This window comes from Austwickia chelonae, assembly GCF_003391095.1.
GTDB classification, from domain to species: Bacteria; Actinomycetota; Actinomycetes; order Actinomycetales; family Dermatophilaceae; genus Austwickia; species Austwickia chelonae_A.
In genome coordinates, this window is record NZ_CP031447.1 from 1,988,139 (window position 1) to 2,011,498 (window position 23,360).

General features: G+C 64.7%; 21 protein-coding genes and 1 pseudogene. 7 read left to right on the top strand and 15 right to left on the bottom strand.

The window, feature by feature from the left end; genetic code table 11:
- Positions 1-36: 36 nt before the first annotated feature.
- Together DX923_RS08680 and DX923_RS16700 are read right to left on the bottom strand one after the other, a co-directional pair.
- Entirely contained in the window at positions 37-687 is a 651-nt protein-coding gene (locus DX923_RS08680; RefSeq protein ID WP_162872868.1) for a class F sortase, read from the bottom strand.
- A gap of 31 nt (positions 688-718) precedes the next feature.
- Entirely contained in the window at positions 719-889 is a 171-nt protein-coding gene (locus tag DX923_RS16700) for a hypothetical protein (RefSeq protein WP_240322571.1), read from the bottom strand.
- A gap of 13 nt (positions 890-902) precedes the next feature.
- Between DX923_RS16700 and DX923_RS16705 the strand changes: the two genes are divergently transcribed.
- On the top strand, positions 903-1,574 hold the full coding sequence (locus DX923_RS16705) for a hypothetical protein (protein ID WP_116114147.1): 672 nt from the start codon (positions 903-905) through the stop codon (positions 1,572-1,574).
- Between the two features lie 461 nt (positions 1,575-2,035).
- Here the strand turns inward: DX923_RS16705 and DX923_RS17155 are convergent.
- The 5 genes and pseudogenes from DX923_RS17155 to DX923_RS08725 form a co-directional block, all read right to left on the bottom strand.
- Positions 2,036-2,398 (bottom strand): annotated as a pseudogene (locus tag DX923_RS17155) (Ig-like domain-containing protein); the annotation flags it as partial.
- Positions 2,399-2,677: 279 nt separating this feature from the next.
- Positions 2,678-4,057: a mycothione reductase gene (locus DX923_RS08705; RefSeq protein ID WP_116114152.1), complete on the bottom strand. Its 1,380-nt coding sequence runs from the start codon at positions 4,055-4,057 to the stop codon at positions 2,678-2,680.
- A gap of 52 nt (positions 4,058-4,109) precedes the next feature.
- The gene (locus DX923_RS08710) at positions 4,110-5,288 is read right to left on the bottom strand and encodes an SIS domain-containing protein (protein WP_162872870.1); all 1,179 of its coding nucleotides are present in this window, start codon (positions 5,286-5,288) and stop codon (positions 4,110-4,112) included.
- Positions 5,289-5,555: 267 nt separating this feature from the next.
- Positions 5,556-6,968: a phosphomannomutase/phosphoglucomutase gene (locus DX923_RS08720; RefSeq protein WP_116114155.1), complete on the bottom strand. Its 1,413-nt coding sequence runs from the start codon at positions 6,966-6,968 to the stop codon at positions 5,556-5,558.
- 71 nt (positions 6,969-7,039) lie between these two features.
- Positions 7,040-7,435 (bottom strand): DUF3499 domain-containing protein, encoded by a 396-nt coding sequence (locus tag DX923_RS08725; protein ID WP_116114157.1) that lies wholly within the window; start codon positions 7,433-7,435, stop codon positions 7,040-7,042.
- 191 nt (positions 7,436-7,626) lie between these two features.
- Here DX923_RS08725 and DX923_RS08730 point away from each other — a divergent pair, with 191 nt between their 5' ends.
- Positions 7,627-8,007 carry a metallopeptidase family protein gene (locus tag DX923_RS08730; protein ID WP_116114159.1) on the top strand — a complete coding sequence of 127 codons (381 nt, stop codon included), beginning with the start codon at positions 7,627-7,629 and terminating at the stop codon, positions 8,005-8,007.
- A 15-nt stretch (positions 8,008-8,022) separates the two neighbouring features.
- On the opposite strand, the gene DX923_RS08735 is transcribed toward DX923_RS08730, so the two are convergent.
- Entirely contained in the window at positions 8,023-8,292 is a 270-nt protein-coding gene (locus DX923_RS08735; protein ID WP_116114160.1) for a WhiB family transcriptional regulator, read from the bottom strand.
- Positions 8,293-8,616: 324 nt separating this feature from the next.
- Here DX923_RS08735 and DX923_RS08740 point away from each other — a divergent pair, with 324 nt between their 5' ends.
- The gene (locus DX923_RS08740) at positions 8,617-9,609 is read left to right on the top strand and encodes a 2-phospho-L-lactate transferase CofD family protein (protein ID WP_116114162.1); all 993 of its coding nucleotides are present in this window, start codon (positions 8,617-8,619) and stop codon (positions 9,607-9,609) included.
- A gap of 4 nt (positions 9,610-9,613) precedes the next feature.
- A complete protein-coding gene (locus DX923_RS08745) occupies positions 9,614-10,306 on the top strand; it encodes a TIGR03089 family protein (protein ID WP_116114163.1) in 693 nt (230 codons plus the stop codon).
- Between the two features lie 42 nt (positions 10,307-10,348).
- Here DX923_RS08745 and DX923_RS08750 read toward each other — a convergent pair whose 3' ends face one another.
- Positions 10,349-10,612 (bottom strand): peptidoglycan-binding domain-containing protein, encoded by a 264-nt coding sequence (locus DX923_RS08750; protein ID WP_116114165.1) that lies wholly within the window; start codon positions 10,610-10,612, stop codon positions 10,349-10,351.
- A gap of 175 nt (positions 10,613-10,787) precedes the next feature.
- Between DX923_RS08750 and DX923_RS08755 the strand changes: the two genes are divergently transcribed.
- Together DX923_RS08755 and DX923_RS08760 are read left to right on the top strand one after the other, a co-directional pair.
- Positions 10,788-11,564, top strand: coding sequence for a CoA transferase subunit A (locus DX923_RS08755; RefSeq protein ID WP_116114167.1), 777 nt, complete (start codon positions 10,788-10,790; stop codon positions 11,562-11,564).
- 3 nt (positions 11,565-11,567) lie between these two features.
- A complete protein-coding gene (locus tag DX923_RS08760; protein WP_116114168.1) occupies positions 11,568-12,209 on the top strand; it encodes a CoA transferase subunit B in 642 nt (213 codons plus the stop codon).
- A 63-nt stretch (positions 12,210-12,272) separates the two neighbouring features.
- Here DX923_RS08760 and DX923_RS08765 read toward each other — a convergent pair whose 3' ends face one another.
- Entirely contained in the window at positions 12,273-14,276 is a 2,004-nt protein-coding gene (locus DX923_RS08765; RefSeq protein ID WP_116114170.1) for a SpoIID/LytB domain-containing protein, read from the bottom strand.
- A 275-nt stretch (positions 14,277-14,551) separates the two neighbouring features.
- On the opposite strand from DX923_RS08765, the gene DX923_RS08770 reads away from it, so the two are divergent.
- Positions 14,552-16,066 carry an FG-GAP repeat domain-containing protein gene (locus tag DX923_RS08770; RefSeq protein WP_116114172.1) on the top strand — a complete coding sequence of 505 codons (1,515 nt, stop codon included), beginning with the start codon at positions 14,552-14,554 and terminating at the stop codon, positions 16,064-16,066.
- A 112-nt stretch (positions 16,067-16,178) separates the two neighbouring features.
- Here DX923_RS08770 and DX923_RS08775 read toward each other — a convergent pair whose 3' ends face one another.
- The 5 genes from DX923_RS08775 to DX923_RS08795 form a co-directional block, all read right to left on the bottom strand.
- Positions 16,179-17,165, bottom strand: coding sequence for a Gfo/Idh/MocA family protein (locus tag DX923_RS08775; protein WP_116114173.1), 987 nt, complete (start codon positions 17,163-17,165; stop codon positions 16,179-16,181).
- On the bottom strand, positions 17,165-18,253 hold the full coding sequence (locus DX923_RS08780) for a DegT/DnrJ/EryC1/StrS family aminotransferase (RefSeq protein ID WP_116114175.1): 1,089 nt from the start codon (positions 18,251-18,253) through the stop codon (positions 17,165-17,167). Before DX923_RS08780 ends, DX923_RS08775 begins: the two co-directional genes overlap by 1 nt.
- Before the next feature lie 344 nt (positions 18,254-18,597).
- Positions 18,598-19,887, bottom strand: coding sequence for a nucleotide sugar dehydrogenase (locus DX923_RS08785; RefSeq protein WP_116114177.1), 1,290 nt, complete (start codon positions 19,885-19,887; stop codon positions 18,598-18,600).
- 180 nt (positions 19,888-20,067) lie between these two features.
- Positions 20,068-21,384: an HD-GYP domain-containing protein gene (locus DX923_RS08790; protein WP_116114179.1), complete on the bottom strand. Its 1,317-nt coding sequence runs from the start codon at positions 21,382-21,384 to the stop codon at positions 20,068-20,070.
- The gene (locus DX923_RS08795) at positions 21,381-23,051 is read right to left on the bottom strand and encodes an HD-GYP domain-containing protein (RefSeq protein ID WP_162872872.1); all 1,671 of its coding nucleotides are present in this window, start codon (positions 23,049-23,051) and stop codon (positions 21,381-21,383) included. Before DX923_RS08795 ends, DX923_RS08790 begins: the two co-directional genes overlap by 4 nt.
- Between the last annotated feature and the right edge of the window lie 309 nt (positions 23,052-23,360).

Here is a 23,360-nt window from a genome sequence, read left to right on the forward strand (position 1 = left end):
AAGTGCCCTTCCCAGGTGGCAGGGACGACGGTCCGGTCAGGGGATCGGATCGGCGTAGACGAGGATGTTGTCCCGGTAGCTGTGTCCCTTCCCGGTCTGCAGAACTGGCCCTCCGCAGGTGACCAGGGCCAGCTGCCTCCGGCCACTGCGCTCGAAGGCAGGCAGGGCATCCTTGTGATGGACGGAGGCCGCACTGACTCGCCATCGGTAGACGTGCCCGGAGGCGTCGGTGGTCACGACCAGTTCCCGAGGGCGGATACGGTGCAGCTCGGCCAGCGCTCCCCTGCCCACCCCGGAGAAGTTGACGTGCCCGGCCAGAAGGGTGGTTCCGGCGGTGGCTGACAGGTCAGGGCCATCACGCCAACGTCCCACTGTCGCGGGGTCGCCAGGGATGACGAGTTCTCCTGTTCCGGTGAGTTCCTCGTCCTCGACCGGCGCATCGACCCCCAGGGAGGGAATCCCCAGGCGTCGGGGTCCGTAGAGCTTCGACGGCACCGACTCCTGCTGGTCGTGAGCGGAGGGATGTTCAACGGTCCTTTCGTCGAAGGTCGACGCAGGCAGGGGTGCTGCTTCCGGCTCGCCACCGATCCCTCGGAAGAGCAGCACGGCACCGATGACGGCCACCGTCAGGGCGAGCAGTCGCAGCACCTGACGGTGGCCGTGCCCTGCGTTCTCTGCAGGAGTCACCGCAGTGACCGGTAGGAGACTTGACCCCTGGTCAGCGTCGTTGCCGCCGACCAGCGACGACCAGGACCAGACCAGAGGCGGCCATCAGGCCCAGGCCACCTGCGACCAGGCGCCATTCCGGCCCACCTTCGTCAGGCACACCGGTGTCGACATAACGGGGTGAGCCCAGGTTCTGCCGTGTCACAGGAACCGGAGTGGCCACGCCTGGACGATAGGTGGTCGCTGACGCCACAGGATTGGTCGGCAGTCCGCCGCTCGTGGGTGCGGCCGTCGCTCCGGAGGTGGTCGTCGTGCTGGCGGTGCCGGGCGGCACCGAGGCCGAGGCTGTCGGCAGAGGCGGGCGGCTTGCGCTGGACGATGAAGTTGTGGAGGTGGTCGTCGACATCGTGTCGGTGCTCGGGGGAACCGTGGTAGGCGCTGATGCGGAAGCGGTCGGCAGTGGCTCCCTGGACGTCGTCGTGGTGGATGTCGTGGCGGTCGTCGTGGTTGAGGACGAGGTGGTCGGCCGCGGTGGGCGAGGCTTGACCACGGTCGAGGTCACCGTCACCGTCTTGGTGACCGTCACCGTCCCAGTGGTCGAGGTGACCGGCGTGGTGGAGCTTGCCGGGGCTGTCGGCGTGGCTGTACCACTGGCTGTCGGTGGGGTGGCCGAGGTCGCCGGGGCCGTCGGTGTGGCCGTCCCGCTGGCCGTCGGTGAAGTGGTCGTACTCGATGTCGTCGTGCTAGACGTGGTCGGAGGCATTGTTCCGGTGGCGGTACCGCCTGCGGAGGCCAGCTCGGTCTTCACCGGGATCGCACCGCTGCCGACCAGAACCGACCCCGTGTTGCTGTACGAGGGCAGGGCTCCGTCAGTCATCGTGGAGAAACCCAGCAGCATCGGTATGTAGCCGATGTGCTCAGCTGTCGGCTTGAGAGTGACCACCATCTTCTTCGGCTCGCAGGAAGTGATGTCGTAGTGAGTGGGCTTGTGGAAGCCAGGCCCGTGCCCTTCAAGCCTTCCACCGACATTGTTCTGGCCGGTGACGATCACCGCGTAGGTACAGATGACTTCTTGGCCCGGCCCCGGAGTGTCGACAAAAGTGATCGGAGCAGTCGAGGTGATCCGGGGACCGATGATCCCCCAGAAGAATTTGGCACCCGGCGGAGTAGTAGGCCCTGGCTTCACTACCCAGCTGGCCCATTTGGTCGCGGTTCGCGAGAGGTCATCGGGGTTCTTGTTCCCGACCTCGATCGAGTCCTTGAAAAGGGTGCTTCCCACCTGGAAGATCAGATCATTCGGCCCTGGCTTCACTTCTGCCGCAAGGGTCACTGTGAAATATGCCGAACCGCTGACGTTGATATGGGCATGAGCATATTCGGTCATGGTAAAGGTCACCACCTGGCCTTGGACGACGGCCCGGGCGACAACCTCCTGCGCGGAATCCTTCAAATCGAATCCAGTACCGCCCAATGGCTTGAGCTGCTCAGGAAGGGTCAAGGAGAAGGTGTCTCCAGCACGTGTCCCATTGGGGACGCTCCAGGTGAGTTCGAGGGTGAGGCTTTCCCCTTGAACCGCGTGCGTCTGCCGGATGGACACTCCGGTGATGGCCTTGTCGATAATTCCCGCATGAGACCACAGCGCCGGCGAGGCCAACACCAGGAAGAGTGCCAGTACTCCGGCAAGCACCCGGGGAAGGAAAGGAATTTTCTTCACTGAAGGATAAGTGACCATTTTCGAGTTCTTTCCTGAAAACCGGTCAGCACTGCCGGAAATTAATTTCCATGGCCGGAGGGCATTGGCCACCACTCATCATCGATTCGCAGAGACCCTGACCGGGTCATCATAACCACCTGAAAACAGTATGAAAACTATAACATTCGTTCAATACGCACAGGCGACAAGAAAGAGATATATTGCATTCCACATTCCAAGGCAATGAAGTGGGATTAAATGCATAAAGTCCCCTGCCTCTAGATGCCGAGACAGGGGACTTCAGAATCGATAAATCGATCAGATCCGAGTTTCTTCCACTCCGAGAAGCGCGTTCTCCAGAACTTCGGTGAGCGCCGGATGAATCCAGTACTGACCGCGGGCGATCTCAGCGACCGTCTGCCCGAAGGACATCGCCTGGATCAAGGGCTGAATCAATGTCGAGGCCTCGATCCCCAGGATGTGCGCGCCGAGCAACTTCCCGGTGGACGGATCAGCCAACACCTTGCAGAAGCTCTCGGTGTCCTCCATGGCCCACCCGTAAGCGGTATCCCCGTACCGTTGAACTTTCGCCACAAAAGGTGTCCCTTGCGCCCGAAGCTGTTGCTCGGTAGCACCCACCGAGGCGATCTGCGGAATGGTGAAGACCGCAGAAGGCACTGCTTGGTGGTTGAAAGGCCGCAGGTCGTCCGGATGCGCCAGATTATGAGCGACCACCCGCGCTTCATGGTTAGCCACATGCTTGAGCTGGTAGGGCGAGCTGACATCCCCCAACGCCCACACCCCCGGCACCGTGGTTCGCCCGAACTGGTCGACGACCACCCTTCCGTCCGAGCGCATGCCCAGCCCGGCCGCAGACACGTCCAGGTCTGCGCTGCTCGGAGCCCGGCCCGTCGCCACCAGCAGAACCTCTCCGCAGGCAGTCGACCCGTCAGCCAACCCCACCTCGATCTGCTTCCCGTCCTGACGAACCGAGGCCAACGGGGAGTTCAACCGGACATCCCATCGCTCCCCCGCGATCCGCGTGAAGGCAGCGGAGATCTCCTCGTCCTCCTTACGCAGCAGGGCAGGGCCCCGCACCACAAGGGTGACCTTCACACCCAGGTCGGAGAAGACGTGAGCGAACTCTGCGGCGATGAAACCACCACCCAGGATCACCATGGACTCAGGCAGATCAGGCAGCCGCATCACATCGTCGGAGGTGTGATAACGCACCCCGGACTCCTCGACGACCCGAGGAACCATCGGATGTGACCCGGTCGCCACCACGATCTGGTCGGCGGACAGAGCAACCTCGCCACCCTCGTTCAACGAGATCGCCAACTCTTTCGGACCGGTGAAACGCGCCCGACCGGCATAAGCTCTGGTGTTCGCGCCTTGTCGGCGGTATTCGTATCCACCCTCGGAAATCGGGTCGATACGCCCGAACACCCGATCACGAATGTCAGGCCACCGCACCCCGTCCACCCGCGCGTCCACCCCGTACCGCGAAGACTCGCGGGCGACATGAGCCACATGAGCGGCGTAGACGAACATCTTCGTGGGAATACAACCCACATTGAGACAGGTCCCTCCGAAGGCTCCTGATTCGATGACAGCAACCTGCTTGTCAGCGAAGTCAGGAGTGATCAGGGAGTTACCCGATCCGGAGCCGATGATGGCAAGGTCGACATGATCCACACCATCCAGGGTAACGGGGCCGAAGGAACCAGCAGAAAAGCAGAATCTGCTGTCACCGTCGGGTGTGATCACGCAGCTCTGCGATATGTCGTGAGATCGCCGGGTCGATACCCAGCCCGAGGGCCAGATAGGTGGAAGCAAAATCGGTCGTCGCCATCAGCTCAGCGAGCCGGGCCAGCGGCGGCCCCGGCTCAGGCGATACCGTCAGCACCCGAACCCCAGCGTCCTCCGCAGTGGCCACCACCCCGTCGACCAAAGCAGTCCGATCTGCGATCTCCGGAGTCTCGATGCGCTCCGGCTCGTCCCGCAAGAGCAAGAGCCCCAGCTGAGGCTGCGCCGGCCCGTCCAGGAAAGGATCGGCGAAGATGTTCCGCTCCTGCGCAAAGGTGACCCCGTCGCCTCCCCCAGCGGTGAAGGGACCGTCAAAGGTGGCCACCACCTGCGACGCCGCGTCGGGAAGCGCACCGTGAGTTGCCGGGAGCCGAGCCGTCCGCGCCAGCATCGACGCCGCGCGGTGAGCTGCCACCCCTCCGAGGTCCCCTTCGCCCAGAACGACCGGAACGGTTTCGGCCAGTTGGAGAGCCAAGACCTTTGCTGGGTTGACGAAAGCCTCGGACGACGGCCGGCAGGTCTCCGCGCACTCGTCCAAGCGGTCGGCGACCTGTCTGAGGAGCGCGTCAGGGACATCCACGATGCCTAGGCGATCAGCGGCCATCAGGACCGGCGTCACCATCGACCACAGAGCGGTCCGGCTGGAGATCCGGTTCCGTCCGGAGTCGATGTGCACCCCTCTGGCTTGGGCGCAGACCGCCGCCAACGGTGATTCAGCAGCGCCGACCGTGACCAAGGCAGCACCTCGCCGCGCGGCCTCAGCCGCCACGGCAAGCGGCCCCGGCGCGCGTCCGGACAACGAGACCGCCACCACCAGATCCAGCGACCCCACCCAGCCAGGCAGAGGAACATTCCGTCGGATGGTCACCGGCACCGGGGAGCCCGGCTCAGCGAGCAGATCGAGGATGTCACCGACGACAGCCGAACCACCCAGGGAAGCCACCAACACAGAACGCGGGCGCTCCTGGCCTGCCAAGCGATCGATGCCGGCCTCAGCTGCCAGGGTCATCCCCTCTCGAACCTGAGCGCCAGCTGTTGCCAAAGCCCGCAAGGTATCTCGCGAATCCAGCTCCGCCACTCGCCTCACATCGTCCAGCGCGGCTTCGTCGATCATCGGCATCAGCGACCTCCCTGCCTGAATACTGAGCTACGGACGTGGCCGTCTCGGGGATCCCGGGCGGTCAAAGCTGCCGGGCGACGGCTTCGTCGGGCAGGAGCACGGGGATACCTTCTTCGATCCGATAGCAGCAGCCGACCTCACTCTGCTCGCAGGGCCCGGCACAGATCAATATCGGTGACCCGTCAGAAGCTTCTCCGCCAGCGAGAACGCCCCGGCACCGTGGGCAGCGCAAGATCTCCCGCAGCCAGCCCTCGACGGAGGCGGACATCAGCCCTGCCCCCGCACGATACGCAGGACCTCATCACGGACTGTCGTCATCGTGGCAACGTCCTGGGCTTCGACGTTCAACCGCAGCAACGGTTCCGTGTTGCTCGGACGCAAAGAGAACCACCACTTCGGCGTGCCCTGGTACTCCACGGTGACCCCGTCGAGACGGTCGACCTCGACCCCTTGCGGCTCGGCCCAGTCCAGGACTGCCTGAGTCGCCATGGCGGTGTCGGACACCGTCGAGTTGATCTCACCGGAGGCCGCGTACCGGTCGAACTCGGCGACGAAACGAGACATCGGCAGATCCTGCTCGCCCAAGGCCGCCAGGACGTGCATCGCCGCCAGCATCCCGGTGTCCGCGAACCAGAAATCTTGGAAATAGTAGTGAGCCGAGTGCTCGCCACCGAAGACAGCGGTCTCATCAGCCATCGTCTTCTTGATGAAGCTGTGCCCCACCCTGGTACGTACGCCGCGCGCACCCTGCTCAGCGATGACTTCACGGACCGCGTGACTACAGATGACGTTGTAGACCACCGCGACCTCTTCTGCAGGCACCCCGAGGGCAACCTGCTTGGCGATCTCCCGGGCCGCGACCAACCCCGTGATCGCAGACGGGCTGACCGGCTCGCCTCGCTCGTCGACGACGAAACATCGATCTGCATCGCCATCGAAAGCGAGCCCCAGATCAGCACCCTGCTCCACCACCGCGCGCTGGAGATCCCGCAGGTTCTCCGGCTCCAGAGGGTTGGCCTCGTGGTTGGGGAAAGTGCCATCCAGCTCGAAGTACAAGGGGACGATCTCCAGGGGGAGATCGCTCAACACGGCAGGCACCGTGTGACCACCCATGCCATTTCCGGCGTCCACGACGACCTTCAACGGGCGGATCTGCCGCAAGTCGACCAGATCTCTCAGGAAGCCTGCGTACTCGGACAGCAGATCACGTTCGGTGACCGCGCCTGGCTCGCTCGGCGTGGGAATCGACTGCTCACCGTCGACGATGGCCTGCGCGATCCGGGTGATCTCGGACAGGCCGGTGTCCTGACCGACCGGGCGAGCCTGGGCACGACACATCTTGATGCCGTTGTACTGGGCAGGGTTGTGGCTGGCGGTGAACATCGCGCCGGGGCATCCCTGCGAACCCGAGGCGAAATACAACCCGTCCGTGGAGCACAGACCGATCAGCGTGACGGGGACCCCGAAGGCTGCGACACCCTCGGCGAACGCCCTGGACAGCTCCGGGGAGGAAGGCCGCATGTCGTGGCCCACCACCACACCCGGTGCGCCGTCAGGAAGCACCGCTACCTGCGCGAAAGCTGCCCCTATGGCCCGTGCCACGTCGGCGTCCAACTGGTCGGGGACGGTGCCGCGCACGTCATATGCCTTGATGAAATCCGAAAGCCTGCGATGGGTCACACCGAAAGCCTATCCGGAAGGAACGCCTCAAGGAGCAACGGGATGTATCGCGGACCCCGCGCAGACATCCCTCAGATGTCGCGGAGGACTCGCAGCTGAGGACGTCCCAACGGCGCCGGCTTAGTTGCCGGACGTCCGCCGGCAGCACCGGAGAGCCGGTCTTCCTCGTCCGGTTCGGTCGGCTGACGTCGGGGCTCCGTGCCTCGGACAGGGGGGCGGGCACTGACCGCATCAGCCACGGCCAAGAGGTCGTCGACCTCCCCACGCTCCACCAGATCGCCCACCAGGCGCACGACCTCCCACCCCTGAGGCACGGTCAACCGCATTGCATGCGTAGCGCACAGGTCGTAGGTGTGCGGTTCGGCGAAGGTGGCCAAAGGGCCGAGCACCGCTGTCTGCTCGGCGTAGTTGTACGTCAGTGTGGCGACAGCCGCCCTGGAACAAGCGGTCTTCGAACACCGACGCATGACAGTCACGCTTAGGAGGGTAACCCCATGCGGCCCTCTGCGCCGACGCGGGCCCACGGGGCGTGTCGTCAGGACGCTCGTCCTTAGAAGGTCAGACCCCATCCGGACGTTAGAGTGGAAACATGCTGCGACCGTCCTCAGCGCACCCGGCACGCGCCCCGCGTGTCAGTCGAGACCGGCACGGTCGCGGCATGCGCGGCCCTCTGGCCTGGCCACCTGTACCTGCCATCCGTTCGCGTTCGGACACCTTCGACGAGCTGGTGCTCGACGCCGTGGACCGGATCGAACGTCGGCTACCTCGCGGGCTGGGAAATATCGAACTGGCCGTGGAACTGGTTCCTCCCTCGGACCCGGCTCCGTGGGAACCCCAACAGGTTCCGTTGTCCCGCCTTTTCCCGTCAGACCGTGGGCTGCCCACCCGGATCGTGATCTATCGCAGGCCGGTGGAGAGCAGGATCGAAGATCCTCGCGATCTGGCCTTGGTGATCAACGACATCGTGGTCGAGCAGCTTGCTGCCGCTTTGGACGTCGATCCCACGGATCTGGATCCCTCGTACAACGACCGAGGGTGACTCACCAGGTGTTCCTTACACCGCGCGGCGCTTGAGCTTACGTCTTTCCCGCTCCGAGAGCCCGCCCCAGATCCCGAAACGCTCATCGTTCGAGAGCGCGTACTCGAGGCATTCGCCCCGGACCTCGCATCCCACGCACACGCGCTTGGCTTCTCGGGTGGACCCGCCCTTCTCCGGGAAGAAAGCCTCCGGATCGGTCTGTGCGCACAAGGCGCGGTCCTGCCAGGAAAGCTCACTTTCCTCGATGTCGGTGTCATTGCCGTACACCAACCGCAGCTCCTGCATGGCCCCTCCTCCATGTTCCAGATGCTCTCCGAGACCCGGGGACACAGCAGGGCACACAGCGGTACGTACCTCCGCCGACCGGGTGGCCGTGAGAGCGACAACAGTGGAATTACACGTGTGCCATACAGCTTGAGTCAAGCGGAAAATCCTTATCGGACCTGGGCTTTCGTCCAAGACGGACGCCCGCATCCATGGCCCGTCAGCGGCTTTTCCCGCTCCGGCGGATCACCCGGGGTGAAAGCTCACACGGACGACGGTGACAGCAGATCACTCCCTGGACGAAAACAGCCCGCGACACCCCCTGTCGATGGTTGACTGACGGCCATGCGCATCACCGCACTCGCCGGGGGAACCGGTGCCGCAGGTCTTCTACTGGAGCTGCGAGACCGTCTCTACTGCACCGGGCAGAGCGAGAGCGAACTCACGGTCATCGCCAACACCGGGAGCGACATCACCCTTCACGGGTTGCGCATCTGCCCCGATGTCGACGCTCTCGCCCGGGACCTCGGAAGCCCCGACGACGAACGGGACATCCGTCGGAACGGCCAAGAAAGTTACAGCGCGGCCGAAGAGTTCTCAGCCTTCGGCGCGGAGCACGAATGGTTCTTCTTGAGCGACCGCGAACTGGCCCTACAGGTGCTGCGCAGCCACCGACTCAGCCGAGGAGAGACCCTCAGCACAGTCACCTCCGATATCGCCCGCCGCTTCGGGCTCCCCGAACGAGGGATCCGCCTTCTACCGATGAGCGATGACCCCGTGGAGACCCACGTCGTGGTCGACCTCGGCGAAGGACCCACCGCAGTGCACTACCTGGAGTGGTGTCGACGCCATCCCGCGACGTCCCCTCCCCAACGACTTGTCGCCGTGGGCATGGACCGTGCTCGACCGGCGCCCGGTACGTCCGCCGCGCTGGAGCAGGCCGATCTGATTCTGCTGTGCCCGTCGGACCCGGTGACCAGCATCGGGACCATCCTGCTGGTCCCCGGCCTACGGGAACAGATCCGCCGGAGCAAGGCCCCCGTCATCGGAATCTGCCCGGCTCTGAACGGCGGCGGCGCCCACGCCCAGGCCGTGCTCGCTCACGTCTGCGGATCGACCCGTGCTGCACAAGTCGCAGATCTGTACGCCGATCTGCTCGACGGGTGGATCATCGACCGGGCGGAAAGCTCCCTCCCAGACTCGTCCGACGGCCCTGCGCTGGCCCGGGCCCGCCTGAGCTCCACCGACCCGGAAGATGTCCAAGAACTCGCCCAGACGGTTCTCGATCTGTCAGCACGATGCAGCCACGAACGACGGCGGAAGCCCACGGTAGCGTGACCCGATGACCACGCCTCGCGACATCCTTGACGCCCTCCTGGCCGATGATGCCACAGCTCCACGGTTGACCTGGTACGGCACCGAAGGAGAACGCATCGAGCTCTCGGCCCGCGTACTCGACAACTGGGTGTCAAAGGCTGCGAACCTCCTGGTCGAAGAGGCCGATCTACGCCCAGGAGATCCGGTGCTCCTCGATCTGCCCGCAGGGCATTGGCGCGCTTTCTACTGGGCCTTGGCGATCTGGACCTGCGGAGGAAATCTCCGCCTCGACGAAGAAGATGCTGAAGTCGCCGTCAGTGCAGAACCGACAGCGCTCTCCGCCGGCAAGGCCCCGGTACAAATCCTGGTGAGCCTACCCGTGCTGGCCCGCTCCGCCGCGGGAAGAGTTCCCGAAGGAGCCCTGGACGAGGCCGCAGACCTGGCCACCTACGGAGACGTCTTCGTCTCTGCAGAAGAGACGGATTCAGCCGAGACCGCGCTGACCGCTCCTGACGGACAGGACTGGTCCTTCACAGAACTGCCTGTTGCGCCGCCGACGGCCGGGCACCGGTTCCACCTCGACGCCCGGCACATCGGACAGCATGATCTGCTTCGCCGCGCCCTGGGGATCTGGGCGATCCACGGTTCTGTGGTGATCACCCGGATCGAGGACAACGCCCTCCCGCGCATCCTCGCCTCCGAAGGAGTCGACGGCTGACCAGCAAACCCGGTCAGGGCATCAAGCCCGACCTGGCACCGGTCAACAGATTCGACCAGGGTCCAACAAGGCCCAGTTGTGCTGGTCGAGGACCCCGGTGATGTCGACTCCGCCCCGCTCCTGCCAACGCTGTACAGCAACCCAGGTCTCGTAGTCGAAAACTCCGGTCTCCCCGACACCCAGCAGGCGCTGGGCCTCAGCCACGTGCGCCCCCTTGGTGCCCAGTACAAGACTGGGATGACCGGTATGGGGCCCATTGGGGCAGAGATCAGACACGAGTCCGGTGGCGCCAGAAGTCCCGTCCATGGTCCTCTCCTCACGTCGTCGGCAGGAGGCAACCGGGCGGGCCGTCCTGGAGACCGCCCGATGCCTCGGCACCCCATGCCATCGGAAAAAGACACGGGGTTGTACCCGAACCCATCGACCAGGAGCCGCAACATGTGAGTGCCTTGACCCCACCGACCCGGGTAGATTGCCCGATATGGACAAAGTCGTCTCACATGCCACCGAAGCCGTCCAGGACATTCCCGACGGCGCTTCCCTCGCCGTGGGCGGCTTCGGATTGTGCGGGATCCCGAGCGCCCTCATCCAAGCCCTGTACGACCGAGGAACCACCGACCTGGAAGTCGTGAGCAACAACTGCGGCATCGACGACTGGGGGCTAGGCATCCTCTTGATGGATGGGCGAATCCGACGTATTCAAGCGAGCTATGTCGGGGAGAACAAGGAGTTCGAACGGCAGTACCTGCACGGAGAACTCGAGGTCGAACTGACCCCCCAGGGAACTCTTGCCGAGAAAATGCGCTGCGGCGGCGCCGGTATCGCCGGCTTCTACACCCTCACCGGCTTCGGCACCCAGGTCGCGGACGGCGGCCTCCCCCTCATGCACGACGCCGACGGCAATGTCGTCAAGACCTCCGCGCCCAAGGACACCCGCGTCTTCACGGTCGACGGCGAGGACAAGACCTACGTGCTCGAGGAGGCCATCCGCACCGACTTCGCCCTCGTCCGAGCATGGAAGGGCGACCGCCTCGGCAACCTCGTCTTCCGAGCGGCCGCCCGCAATTTCAACCCGCCGGCCGCGATGGCGGGCAAGGTCACCATCGCCGAGGTCGAAGAACTCGTCGAGACCGGCGAGATCGACCCGAACGACGTCCAGCTGCCGGGCATCTTCGTGCAGCGCGTCATCGCGCTCGCCCCGGGACAGGCCGCAGAGAAGCGCATCGAACGGCGCACCGTGCGCCAGAAGGAGGCCTGAGTCATGGCACTGACCCGCCAGGAGATGGCCGCCCGCGCGGCCAAGGAACTCAACGACGGCGACTACGTCAACCTGGGCATCGGGCTGCCGACACTGGTACCCAACTATGTGCCCGAAGGCATCGAGCTGGTGCTCCAGTCGGAAAACGGCATCCTGGGCACCGGCCCTTATCCCTTCGAGGGCGAGGAGGACGCCGACCTCATCAACGCCGGCAAGGAGACCGTGACGGTCCTGCCCGGCGCGGCCTTCTTCGACTCGGCGACCAGTTTCGGCATGATCCGCTGCGGCAAGGTCGACGCGGCCGTCCTCGGCGCGATGCAGGTCAGCGAGGCCGGAGACATCGCCAACTGGATGATCCCCGGCAAGATGGTCAAGGGTATGGGTGGCGCGATGGACCTCGTCCACGGCGCCAAGAAGGTCATCGTCCTCATGGAGCACACCGCCCGGGACGGGAGCCCCAAGATCTTGACCTCCTGTGATCTCCCCCTCACCGGGAAAGGCGTCGTGCAGCGGATCATCACCGACCTCGCCGTCATCGATGTCACCGAGCACGGGCTGGTCCTGCGGGAACTCGCTCCCGGCGTCACCGCGGAGGAGGTGCAGCAGAAGACCGATCCGCCGCTCACCCTCGCCCTCGACAGTTGATCGCGGACGGGTACGGCCGGGACGAGAGCCGCTGATCTCCCCGCCCTGTCCGTCGTGGACTGTTCAGTTGGCCGGGGTCCGCCCCGTCCATCCGCTCCCGGAGATCTTCGCAGCCGCGAATCCACCCTGACCGTCGCCGGGATACAACCGTAGCGTCCCGGAACGGTCCACGGCCAGGACATCGGACTTGCCATCACCGTCGGCGTCACCGATCGACCACACCGCGGTCATCCCGCCCCATCCCCATCCGATCTGGCGCTGTGCGCGGAAACCTCCCTGACCGTTACCGGAGTAGAGATAAAGCCCTCCGTTGGCGGATTGACCGATGAGATCGGCTTTGCCGTCACCGTCGAAGTCGCCAGGGGCGATCAGCTTCTCGACGAGCTGCCAGCCCGAACCGATCGGCACAGGATTGCTCAGCCCCGAGCCCACCCCCGCGGAGAGCACCAGGCTTCCGGTCTGGGCATGTACGGCCAGGACATCGGGTACTCCGTCGCCATTCCAGTCGCCTGGAGAGACCAGATGCCGGAATCCGGTCCAGCCGTGGCCGATCTGGCGCTGACCTGACCAGCTGCCCTGTCCGTCGCCGATGTAGAAGAACAACCGCCCGTCCTGATGGCGCGCGATCAGATTCTGCCTCCCGTCAGAACCTGAGTTACCGATCGCGAAGACCTCGACCATGGATCCCCAGCCGGTGCCGACCTGACGTGCCTCGGCAAAGGCGCCTCGCCCGTCACCGACGTGAAGCGTCAGGTTCCCGTTCTGGTCACGGGCGATGATGTCGGCCTTGCCATCGCTCGTCCAGTCCCGAGAACTCGAGGAAGGTGCTGAGACGTCGGCGACGAACCAGGAGGAACGCAAGCCAAGTTTGGATCGGATCCGTTCTCCGGTGATCTCGGTGGTGCCCCGATCACCCTCCAGCCGCGCCGTCAGAACCCGTCCACCCCATTCGCCGCGCCCGTCACGTTTGGTGATGACCATCCGGCGGAACTGTCCGATGCCGTCGACTCCATCGAGGTCACTCGCGTCGAAAGTGCCTTTCCAGTCATGTGGCGAGTTGGGGGTCAGCCCGTCGTAAGGATCAGCTTTGGCGACCTGGTAAGGCACTGGCCCAGCCACAGTCCAGCCTCCGTTGGAGCTGGAGAATTCGGCATGCACCAGAGGTGAGGTCGGAGAGCTGCCGCTGCGGAGTACCGCACCAGCAGTCTCGACGATCGCGGCGTCGCTACGGGCGTCTTCTTTCGGGGTACGCACGCCGTTGACGTAGTGCGCCGCGCCGGAGAACACCTGACAGGTCGTGGTATCACAGATGTCGTACCAGGATCCTGCCGCCCGCTGCCTCTCCCGATAGGCCGCCGCATAGGTGCGGGCAGCCACGGCCTGCGCCGCGAGTGCCTGTCGATGCCAGGAGGCAGGCATCTCGTTGGGGACCACCCCTCGCAGATAGGTCTCCATCGGGGTGTGCAGGACGGTGCGGGACCGTCCACTGACCGCGGTGGCATGTACCGATCCGCGCATCTCCTGCCAGGTCCCGGTCGGCAGCAAGACTCTGACCAACCCGGATCCGGAGGTGAAGACGACATCCGCACCGAAGTTGATCCCACTGCTGCTGAACGGTTTCCACGTTCCCGCGGGGTCACGGTATTCCACGGTGACGCTGGTCGTTCCCTTGGCCCGCCAGCGGGTGTATTCCGCTCCTGTCGGCAGAGTCACGCTGCCGGAGGTCCCGGAGACGGTCAGACCTTCGGTGGGCTCCACCACGGTGTCACCGTCGTTGTCATTGATCGCGACCCGGATGGTGTCCTGGGCCAGTTTCTGCAGAACGGTGCCTGGATAGTAGAAGGAAAGGATTGCTCGGTGGTCGAGGCCCGCGACCTGTGCCGCGCCATAGGCCCCGTACTGGCTCATCCCCCGGCCATGGCCGAAACCGTGCCCTTTCAGCCCCAGCTGCCCTGATGCGGGTCTCGCGATGCTCTCCTCGGCCTGCGCCGACTGCGAAGGGACAAAAACCAGGCAGAGGGTGCCTGCCAGAAGTATGGAAAATGATCGCTGCCAAGTCCTGGTCATCTGTTGCCCTCCTAGAAGTTCTCCATATGTGGGCCACTCTCTCCAGAGTTACATCTCCAGCCCTGAATGACACATAGATTCAAGTTGACTCGCAGACTCCCCCTTCACGGGAGCAGACTTTCCCGTCAGAGTAGGACCTACCCGGATCTCTGTCGACACCCCCGAAAAACCCCATTTCATTTCCACATCGGCTGCTTCTTCATAAAAGTTCAGACATGAGGAAAAACATTTCCTCATGACCCTTGTCGACCCCATGCCGTCGAAGGAGAAACGTCATGAGTTCTGTCTCCCGCACCCCTCGTCGACATACCTTCAGCGTTGTCACAACAGCGCTGAGTGTGTGCCTGGTCGGCGGCTCGCTCTGCGCTGCACAAGCGGTACCCCAACCCACCCCGAGCACATCACAGATCGCCGCCCAGGAGACGGAGACACCCCGGTTCCTCCCGGAGACGCAGCGAACCCTTCACGAAGGACGTCGGCTGACCACCCAGCGGGCGTCCGAACAGCGGCCAGCAGCCGGTGAAGCCCTCCAACAGCTCCCCTTCGGTCAGGACTGCCCGGCAGGCACCAGCCGGAAATCGACTCTGTTCACTCACGGATTCGAGAACAACACCCTGCCCTCCCCCAGTGATTCCGATGGCTGGTCCGTCGTCACCGGTGCTGCGCGCACCGGCACCTTCTCCGCACGCTCCGTGATCCGGGCGAACGACCCCAGCACACAGCCCACGACGCGTCCCTATTGGCAGCTGGCTCTACCGATCCTGAAAAGTGCCGGAGATCGCACCGTCGTGAAGTTCGCGATCAAGGGCGACTATCCCAGCGAAACCGCCATGATCGCGGTGAATTCCGCCTCTGGATGGGCGGTTCCCACCTCCAGCTGGGGAACGGTATCCCTCGACGTGACCGAAGCACTCACCGCTGCTGACGCAGGGAATCTCGACATCCGCTTCGGGAACTACCCCAAGGTCAAGGCCACGGATTCCACCATCGACATCGACGACATCGAGGTGTATTCCTGCGAGAAGGCGGCCTCGGTCCGCGGCGACTACACCGGTGACGGCATCGCCGACCTGCTCACCGTCAATGCCTCGGGCATCCTCCAGATCTGGCCCGGAACAGGTGACCTCCACTTGAGTTCACCGCTGACCGCTGGAACCGGATGGGGTCTGGTCAACTATCTGGGGTCAGCAGGCGACCTCAACGGCGACGGACGTGCCGACGTCCTCGCCCGCTTCACCAACGGCGACCTGATCGTCTACTACGGCAACGGCCAAGCCGGGTTCACCGGCAGCCAGCGAATCGGCAACGGCTGGGGCGGCATCAACAGCATCACCCCGATGGGTGACATCAACGGCGACGGCCTCCCCGATTTCCTGGCCCGTGACACCGCAGGCAATATGCGGCGCTACTGGCTGACCAGTCTCGGAGGCACCCTCACCGGAGGAAATATCGTCGGCGTCGGGTTCAACGGGTTCACCTCGCTCTTCTCGATGGGCGATTTCGACGGCGACGGCCGTTTCGACCTCACCGGGATCCTCACCAATGGTGATATGCGCGTCTACACGACCCTGGCCACTGGCGCCCTGTGGGGAACCGGGCAGAAAATCGGCAATGGCTGGGGATTCCGCCAGGTCACCAGCCCCGGAGACCTCAACCGCGACGGGCGGCCGGACATCCTCGGGCTGGACTCCGCAGGCAATATTCTCGGTTACCCGGTACTCGGCGGTGGCCGCTGGGGAACGACCACCCTGACCGGAACCGGTTTCGGTGCATTCCGTCTGATCGGCTGATCCTCCCGGAGAACGCCAGCGCGGGTCCGTCCCCGATCGGGGACGGACCCGCGCTGGCGCAGCCGATCTTCTCGTTACTGTTCGACGGCTGTCTGTTGCCGAATCGGCGTCCTCACAGCTCCACTGTCTTAGCAGTGCTCGCGGACTGCAGGACAGCCTGCGCGACCTTGACCGTGGCCAGGCCCTGAGCCATGGTGACGATGTCCGATTCCTTGCCCAGAACGGCGTCGCGGAAAGCCTCGTGCTCCAGCAGCAGGGGCTCCTTCTTCGCGAAGCCGTAGCGAATGCTGTCGCCTTCGGTGACGCCACGGAACTGGGCGACACCCTCCCACGGCGTCTCGACCGAACCGTTCGCGTGGAAGGTCAGATCAGCCGTGAGAGTGTCGACGACGAAAGCACCTCGTTCTCCGGTGATGACCGTGACCCGCTCCTTGAACGGCGTCAACCAGTTCACCAGGTGGCTGGTCACCGCGCCATCGGACAGGCGACCGGTCACCGCGACCAGGTCCTCGTACTTGCGCCCGCTCTTGTACGCGGTGTGCGCCGCGACCTGGGTGAAGGACTGCTGTGTAACCCACGCAGTCAGATCGATATCGTGCGTGGCCAGGTCCATCACCACGCCCACGTCGGCGATCCTCGCGGGGAAAGGGCTCTGGCGACGGGTGACCACCTGGTACACCTGTCCGAGCTCGCCGTCGGCCAGGCGCTTGCGGGCCTGCTGCAAAGCCGGGTTGAACCGCTCGATGTGACCGACCGCGCCGACCAGACCGGCCTTCTCGAAGGCTGCCGTCAACCGTTCGGCGGCCGGGGTGTCCTGAGCCAGGGGCTTCTCGACCATCGCGTGGACGCCAGCTGCAGCCAGCTTGGTGCCGATCTCCTCGTGAAGCGCAGTAGGCACAGCAACCATGCAGTAGTCGATGCCCTGCTCGATGAGCTCCTCGACGCTGGAGAGCACCGGACGCCCCTTGGCCACGCCGTGGGGGTCGCCATGAGCGTCCGCCACCGCGACCAGATCGACACCTTCCAGCCCAGCGAGCACCCGGCCGTGGTGACGGCCCATCATGCCCAGCCCGATCAGACCTGCGCGCAGGTTCGCCATCACGCACCTGCCTTCGCGAGAGTGTTGACGGCGGAGACGATGCGCTCCAGATCACTCTGGGACAAGCTCGGGTGAACCGGCAGTGACAGGCACTCCTGAGCGGCCAGCTCGGTCTCGGGCAGGTCGACCTCGACCTGGAAGGGCGTCAACCGGTGGTTGGGCACGGGGTAGAACATCCCCGAACCGATGTTGAACTCCTCGCGCAGCGCCTTGGCCAGGCCGTCACGGTCCTGGGCGACACGCACGGTGTACTGGTGGTACACGTGCACCGCACCTTCCGCGACCGGAGGCGGGGTGACGCCTTCGAGGTGGGCCGACAGGAAGGCAGCGTTCTCCTGACGTTTGGCCGTCCAGGCGTCGACCTTGGTCAGCTGCACGCGGCCGATGGCAGCGTGGATGTCGGTCATCCGGTTGTTCAGGCCGACGACCTCGTTGTGGTACTGCATCTCCATGCCCTGGTTGCGGTACAGCTTCACCAGGCGGGCGAACTCGTCGTCCGCACAGGAGACCATGCCGCCTTCACCGGAGGTCATGTTCTTCGTGGGGTAGAGGGAGAACATCGCGAAAGTACCGAAGGCGCCCACCGGGGTGCCGTTCAGGCTCGCGCCATGGGCCTGGGCTGCATCCTCGAAGAGTTTGATGCCCTTGTCGGCGCAGACCTTGGCCAGCTCCGGCATGTTCGCCGGGTGCCCGTACAGGTGAACGGGGAGGACACCGACGGTCTTGTCGGTGACGGCAGCGGCGACAGCCTTCGGGTCCAGGCAGAAGGTGTCCCGTTCGATGTCGACGAACACCGGGGTCGCCCCCGTGAGCGCGACCGAGTTCGCGGTGGCCGCGAAGGTGAAGGAGGGAACGATGACCTCGGTCCCCGGCCCGACGCCTGCGGAAAGCAGACCCAGGTGGAGACCGGAGGTACCGGAGTTCACGGCCACACACGGCCGGTCGAGGCGGAAGTGCGCCGAGAACTCCCCTTCGAAGGCTTTGACCTCCGGACCCTGCGCCAGCATGCCGCTGCGCATGACGCGGGTCACGGCCTCGATCTCCTCCTCGCCTATCAGTGGCTTCGCGGGTGGGATGAAGTCATTCATGTCGGCAGGTGCCCCTTTCGGCGATCGACGCGTCGAGCTCGGCAGGGGGACTGAACCGCCACCGAAGGCTCAAGCCCGGAGCCGCCGAGACCAGCGTTCCGGACGGTGTCGCGCATCTGCGCGCGGCGTTCCATGCCGACTCTATCGAAAGCGGACCGGCTTGACGGAACCGGCCATGGCCATGGCTTCCGCAGGCCCGTCGGCCATCGGCCCGGTTCGGGGCGGAGCTCCCTCGGTGTCTGGGCATGCCGAAGGTGCGGGGATATCCGCAGGACAGCCGGATATCCCCGCACCTTCGGGGAATTCATCGTGCGAGATTTCCTCGCCTCGACGAGGGGACCCGGTCAGCCCTTGCCGACGACCAGGAAAGTGGTCCCTGCGAAACGTGCCGGGTCCAAGGCCCGACGCCCGTCGACGACAACCTGAACGCCGGGAAGGTCCTCGGAACCGTACCCGCGATAGACAGCGTGGTCGGCCTGCAGGACGGCTACGTCGACGCTCTCCCCCTCCTGCCAAGGGGTGAAGCCGAGCGCGGTGAGTTCTTCGGCCGAGAACATCGGGTCGTGTACCAGGACCTGCGCTCCACGAGAGCGGAGGGCTTCGACGGTCGGGAAGATCCCGGAGAAGGCGGTTTCCTTGACTCCTCCCCGATAGGACGCGCCCAGAACCAGGACCCGCGCTCCGGCAAGATCGCCATAGGCCGCCGCAGCTAGTCCGACGGTGTAGTCGGGCATCTGCACATTGGCCTCGCGGGCGGCTCGCACCACGGTGGCCGACGGGTCGGTGTGCAGATAAAGCCGTGGGTAGATCGGGATGCAGTGTCCGCCCACCGCGATACCCGGACGATGGATGTGGCTGTACGGCTGGGAGTTAGAGGCCTCGATCACCTGGTAGATGTCGATGCCCCGGCTGGCGGCGAACCTGCCGAACTGATTCGCCAAGCCGATGTTGACATCGCGATAGGTGGTCTCGGCGAGCTTGGCCATTTCTGCGGCCTCAGCCGTTCCCAGGCCCCAGACGCCGTTGCCCCGCTCCAGATCGGGACGCTCGTCGAAATCGAGCACCTCTTCGTAGAAGGCGGTGGCCTGTGCCTCACCCAGCGAGGAGAGCCCACCCACCAGCTTGGGGTACTTGCGCAGATCGGCGAAGACCCGACCGGTGAGAACCCGTTCCGGGGAGAAGACCAGGTGGAAGTCCGTTCCTTCGACCAGCCCGGACTCCGCCTCGAGCAGAGGCTTCCAACGGTCACGGGTGGTCCCCACGGGCAAGGTGGTCTCGTAGGCCACCAAGGTGCCCGGCTTCAGACCACGGCCGATGTCTTTCGTCGCCGATTCCATCGCACGGAAGTCGGGGACTCCGTCACCGTCGACGAAGAGCGGGACCACTACGACGACCGCTTCGCTCTGCGCCACTGCATCGGCGGTGTCGGTGGAGGCACGCAGGCGACCTGAGGGCACCAACTCGGCCAGGTACTCGCCGAGATGAGCTTCACCAGGGAAAGGCTCACGACCCTCGTTGACCGTCCGGACCAGGTCGGCGTTGACATCGGCGCCGATCACGTCATGCCCCTTCGAGGCAAACTGTGCGGCCAGGGGAAGACCGATCTTGCCCAAGCCGACGACGGTGATCTTCACAGTACTTTCCTCGTTCTTCCGATCGAGGGGCGCGGCGATCGCACCCCGTCTCCGCGGCAAGCCGCGCCTATCGGCGCCTGCTTCCTCGGCGATCTTAGAGGTTCCCCAGGGTGTCCCCGGACTCAGCTCCCACCGCGTCCTCGCCGCTGTCCCCGTCGGAAGGACGAATCGCCGAACGGCTCAGATCTGTACGTCGGTCGCCGGGTGGAATTCCCGCAGTACCCCGGTCAGAGCGTCCACCACCCGCGGGTCGTACTCGTACCCCAGGCCCAGGTAAATCCGTTCCAGCCCGACCCGGCACTCTTCGACCCGAGTAAGGTCGAGCCGCCCTCCATAGTCGTCAAAAGCATTCGCAACTTTGATGATCCGTGCTTCCAACGGCGTATCGTGCTGCCCCGACATGACGCGGTGATAGGGAACGGCCTGATGCCGGACGAACTCCGCCAAAGGCATCGGTGGTCCACCCCGTCGCAGTACTTCCGCACCGTCGTCGGCGATGCGCTGCTGGTCGTTCGTGGCCGCCTGAACGGTGGCACCGCGGGGCAGCGGCCTGCGCAGGCCCAACTGCCCGACGTCGTGCACCAGCGCGGCTTCGGTCAACAGTTCGACGTCATGCTCGGGCAGCCGCATCTTTCGGCCGATGGCCCGGGACAATTCACTGACTCTGGCACCGTGCCCGGCCGCTACGAATCCCAGTTCCTCCGGCATACGGGACAGGGCCTGAACCGACTGGGAATAGGTCTCCTGGACCTGCACATATCGGCTGACCCCGAAATCGGTCATCGCCAGCAAGGCCAGCACCAGCGGGATCCCGATGAGTCCGCATACCGAGACGGTCAGCGCCACGAGAGCCCCGGTCGCGGTCAGCGCCGCTCCCATGGGCACCGCCGATCGCATCTCGGCGGAAACGAACCTGCGCCAGCTCACCCCCGCACCGTCGATCGAGCGCCCGGCCGATCGCAGTGGCGCCTCGAAGACACCGGTGAGCGCTCCGATGACCACCAGCACGGAAGCGAGCAACCACCCCGGCCAGGTGTAACTGGCGATCTCCAGGGTCCGCCCCCCGAAGATCGGCATCTCTCTGGCGACAGTCGCCGCCAAGGCAACAGAGAACAACCGGGTCGCCCCGTCGAAAGCGGTCGCGCTGTCGCCCAGGGACGCGCATCCGCGCCACGCCCGGACGAGAAGACCGAGGAGCTGCCCAGCTGCCACCGTGATGAGGACTTCTGCGCTGGAACACAGGAAGAGCTCATCCGGCAACCTGGTGGTCACGGCCAAGGCCATCCCGGCTGCGGCAGATGTCGCCGAGGTCGGCAGACGCCCCGGGATCTCCAGTCGAAACTGTTCTGCGATCACGATGACCACCAGGAAAGTCAGCAGAACCGGAGCCCCACCCGACTCGATCCCCCGAAAGACGTTCCCCGGCATCAGGACACATAGAATCACCACAGCCGCCACGAAGAAGGCGACGATCGACCGGATCCGACGAGCACTCACCGGAAACGCTCCCCATGCCGTGGTGCCACGGTGAATGCACCCTCAGATCGGTTTAACACGCCCGAGTTCTGCGCAGCAGCTGGGCGGACCGCACCTCGCCGTCGACTCGCCGCCCCCGGCAGTTCCACCTGATCCGTGCCCGGCATGGTCGGCGGCTCCCCATCTCGCTGCACCGCTGCTGCGGTGGGAGCCATGCTGTTCGCACCCATGACCGGAGAAAGCCCGTCCGCCCTCCTCACCAGCTGAATTCGCTCGTCCGCGTTCTCATCAGGGCCGGAAACGGAATCGACCAGCTCGTCCGCGATGACATCAGACATGGCCGGCAAGGTGTGCTGATCCCACAGCCAGGCCCCTTCGTCAGCTGGATCGACACAGGGCGACCAGCTACGGCCCCGCATCACCTGCGCGAGCACCTCGATGATCTCCGGATCCAGGTGTGTTCCGGCAGACAGCCTGAGCTCGGCGATCGCATCAGCTGCACCGACCGCTTCCCTGACACCTTTCGTGGTGGTCAGAGCGTCGAAGGCGTCCGCAACAGCCAGTATTCGCGCGAGCAGCGGGATCTGCATGCCTCGCAGGCCGTCCGGATAGCCACGGCCGTCCATCCGTTCGTGATGAGCTCGAATGATCGGTGCGGCCTCGGCGAGGAAATCGATCTGCCGGACGATCTCAGCAGCTGTCACCGGGTGGGGGATCAACGCCCGCACGTTGGTGTACGGGCCAGAGCCACCACGTCTGGTGTCTGTCGCACAGAGCACACCTTTCATGCCCAGGTCATGCAATTTCGCTGCATGAGTAAGCACCTGACGTTCGTTCTCTCCCAACGCGAGATGGGCTGCGATCAGCTGACAGACACGGTCCACCCTGCGGGCGTGCGCAGCCAGCCGTCCGTCGTGGCTGTCGGCGGAGGTCGTGAGCAAGGTCAGGATCCGGGCGTGGGCGCGCACCTCGTCGCCGTATTGCACGTACACGAAACGCACGATGGCCAGGGGTGCTGCCATGAGGAGGGCACTCAACGGACCGACACCGGCTGCGCCCCAGAGCAAGACGAAGACAAAGGCGATGATCCCGTAACCGAGGTAGAGAGGAACCAACTCCCGCACGCTGCCCAGCAGCATCGACCGCAGGGACCCCCCGGTGATGGCCACCATGCCGCCCAGCACGAGAACGTTCAGCAGACACATCACGAGATCTGCGATGAAGAGCGGTAGGGCCACCTGCCACCCCAGGAGTTCTGGGGCCATGCCAGGCGCAAGATCGTGGATCCCGCCTGCTGCCAGGTAGGCGATACCGCCGGCCAGTGACATCAGGCCCATCATCAGGCCGTTGAAAGCCGAGACGATGGACAAGCCATAGGTCCGGTCCGCGAAGGCGGTGACGACGCCAAGGATCCCTGCCGCGATCGGCCCGTAAAGAACCAGGCAGGCCAACAGGATCGCGGTGGTGAAGGAGTTGGCCGCCGCCCCTGTGGGAGTGTCCCGGGTGAGTGCGCTGATCAAGGCCATCAGTGCAAGGACGAGGATCCCGGGCAGTTCCTCGAGACGAACCGCACCTCTGGTGCCGATGTACAAGGCCAGCGCGCACCAGGTCAATGCCAGGAGGAGAACATACGCAAAAGGCCCCCGCGACGAACGCGGGGACCTCCCAGTGGGGGCGGGTTCTGACACGAACGACCTCCCTGGGGCGTATTTCGATCGGTTACATCAACGAGCAGCGGGGGTCCACCACCAGGTGCGGCGGCCGGTGTGCGTTGCGTGTGTCATGGTCTATCTCCTTGCCCCCGGGGCTGACGGGGTCGAATGAAGGGGATTATTCATGCTTGCGTATGGCTGGGGTCCGTGCGACCGCTGCGCAAAGTTCTTCGCACGAAAGAACTTCCAAGAGCGGCTGGCCCCTTCTTGCCACAACTCAATATTGACACTCTTCCGCCCTTGAGTCGACCACATATTCGAATTCGCCAATAAGTCAGACTAAAG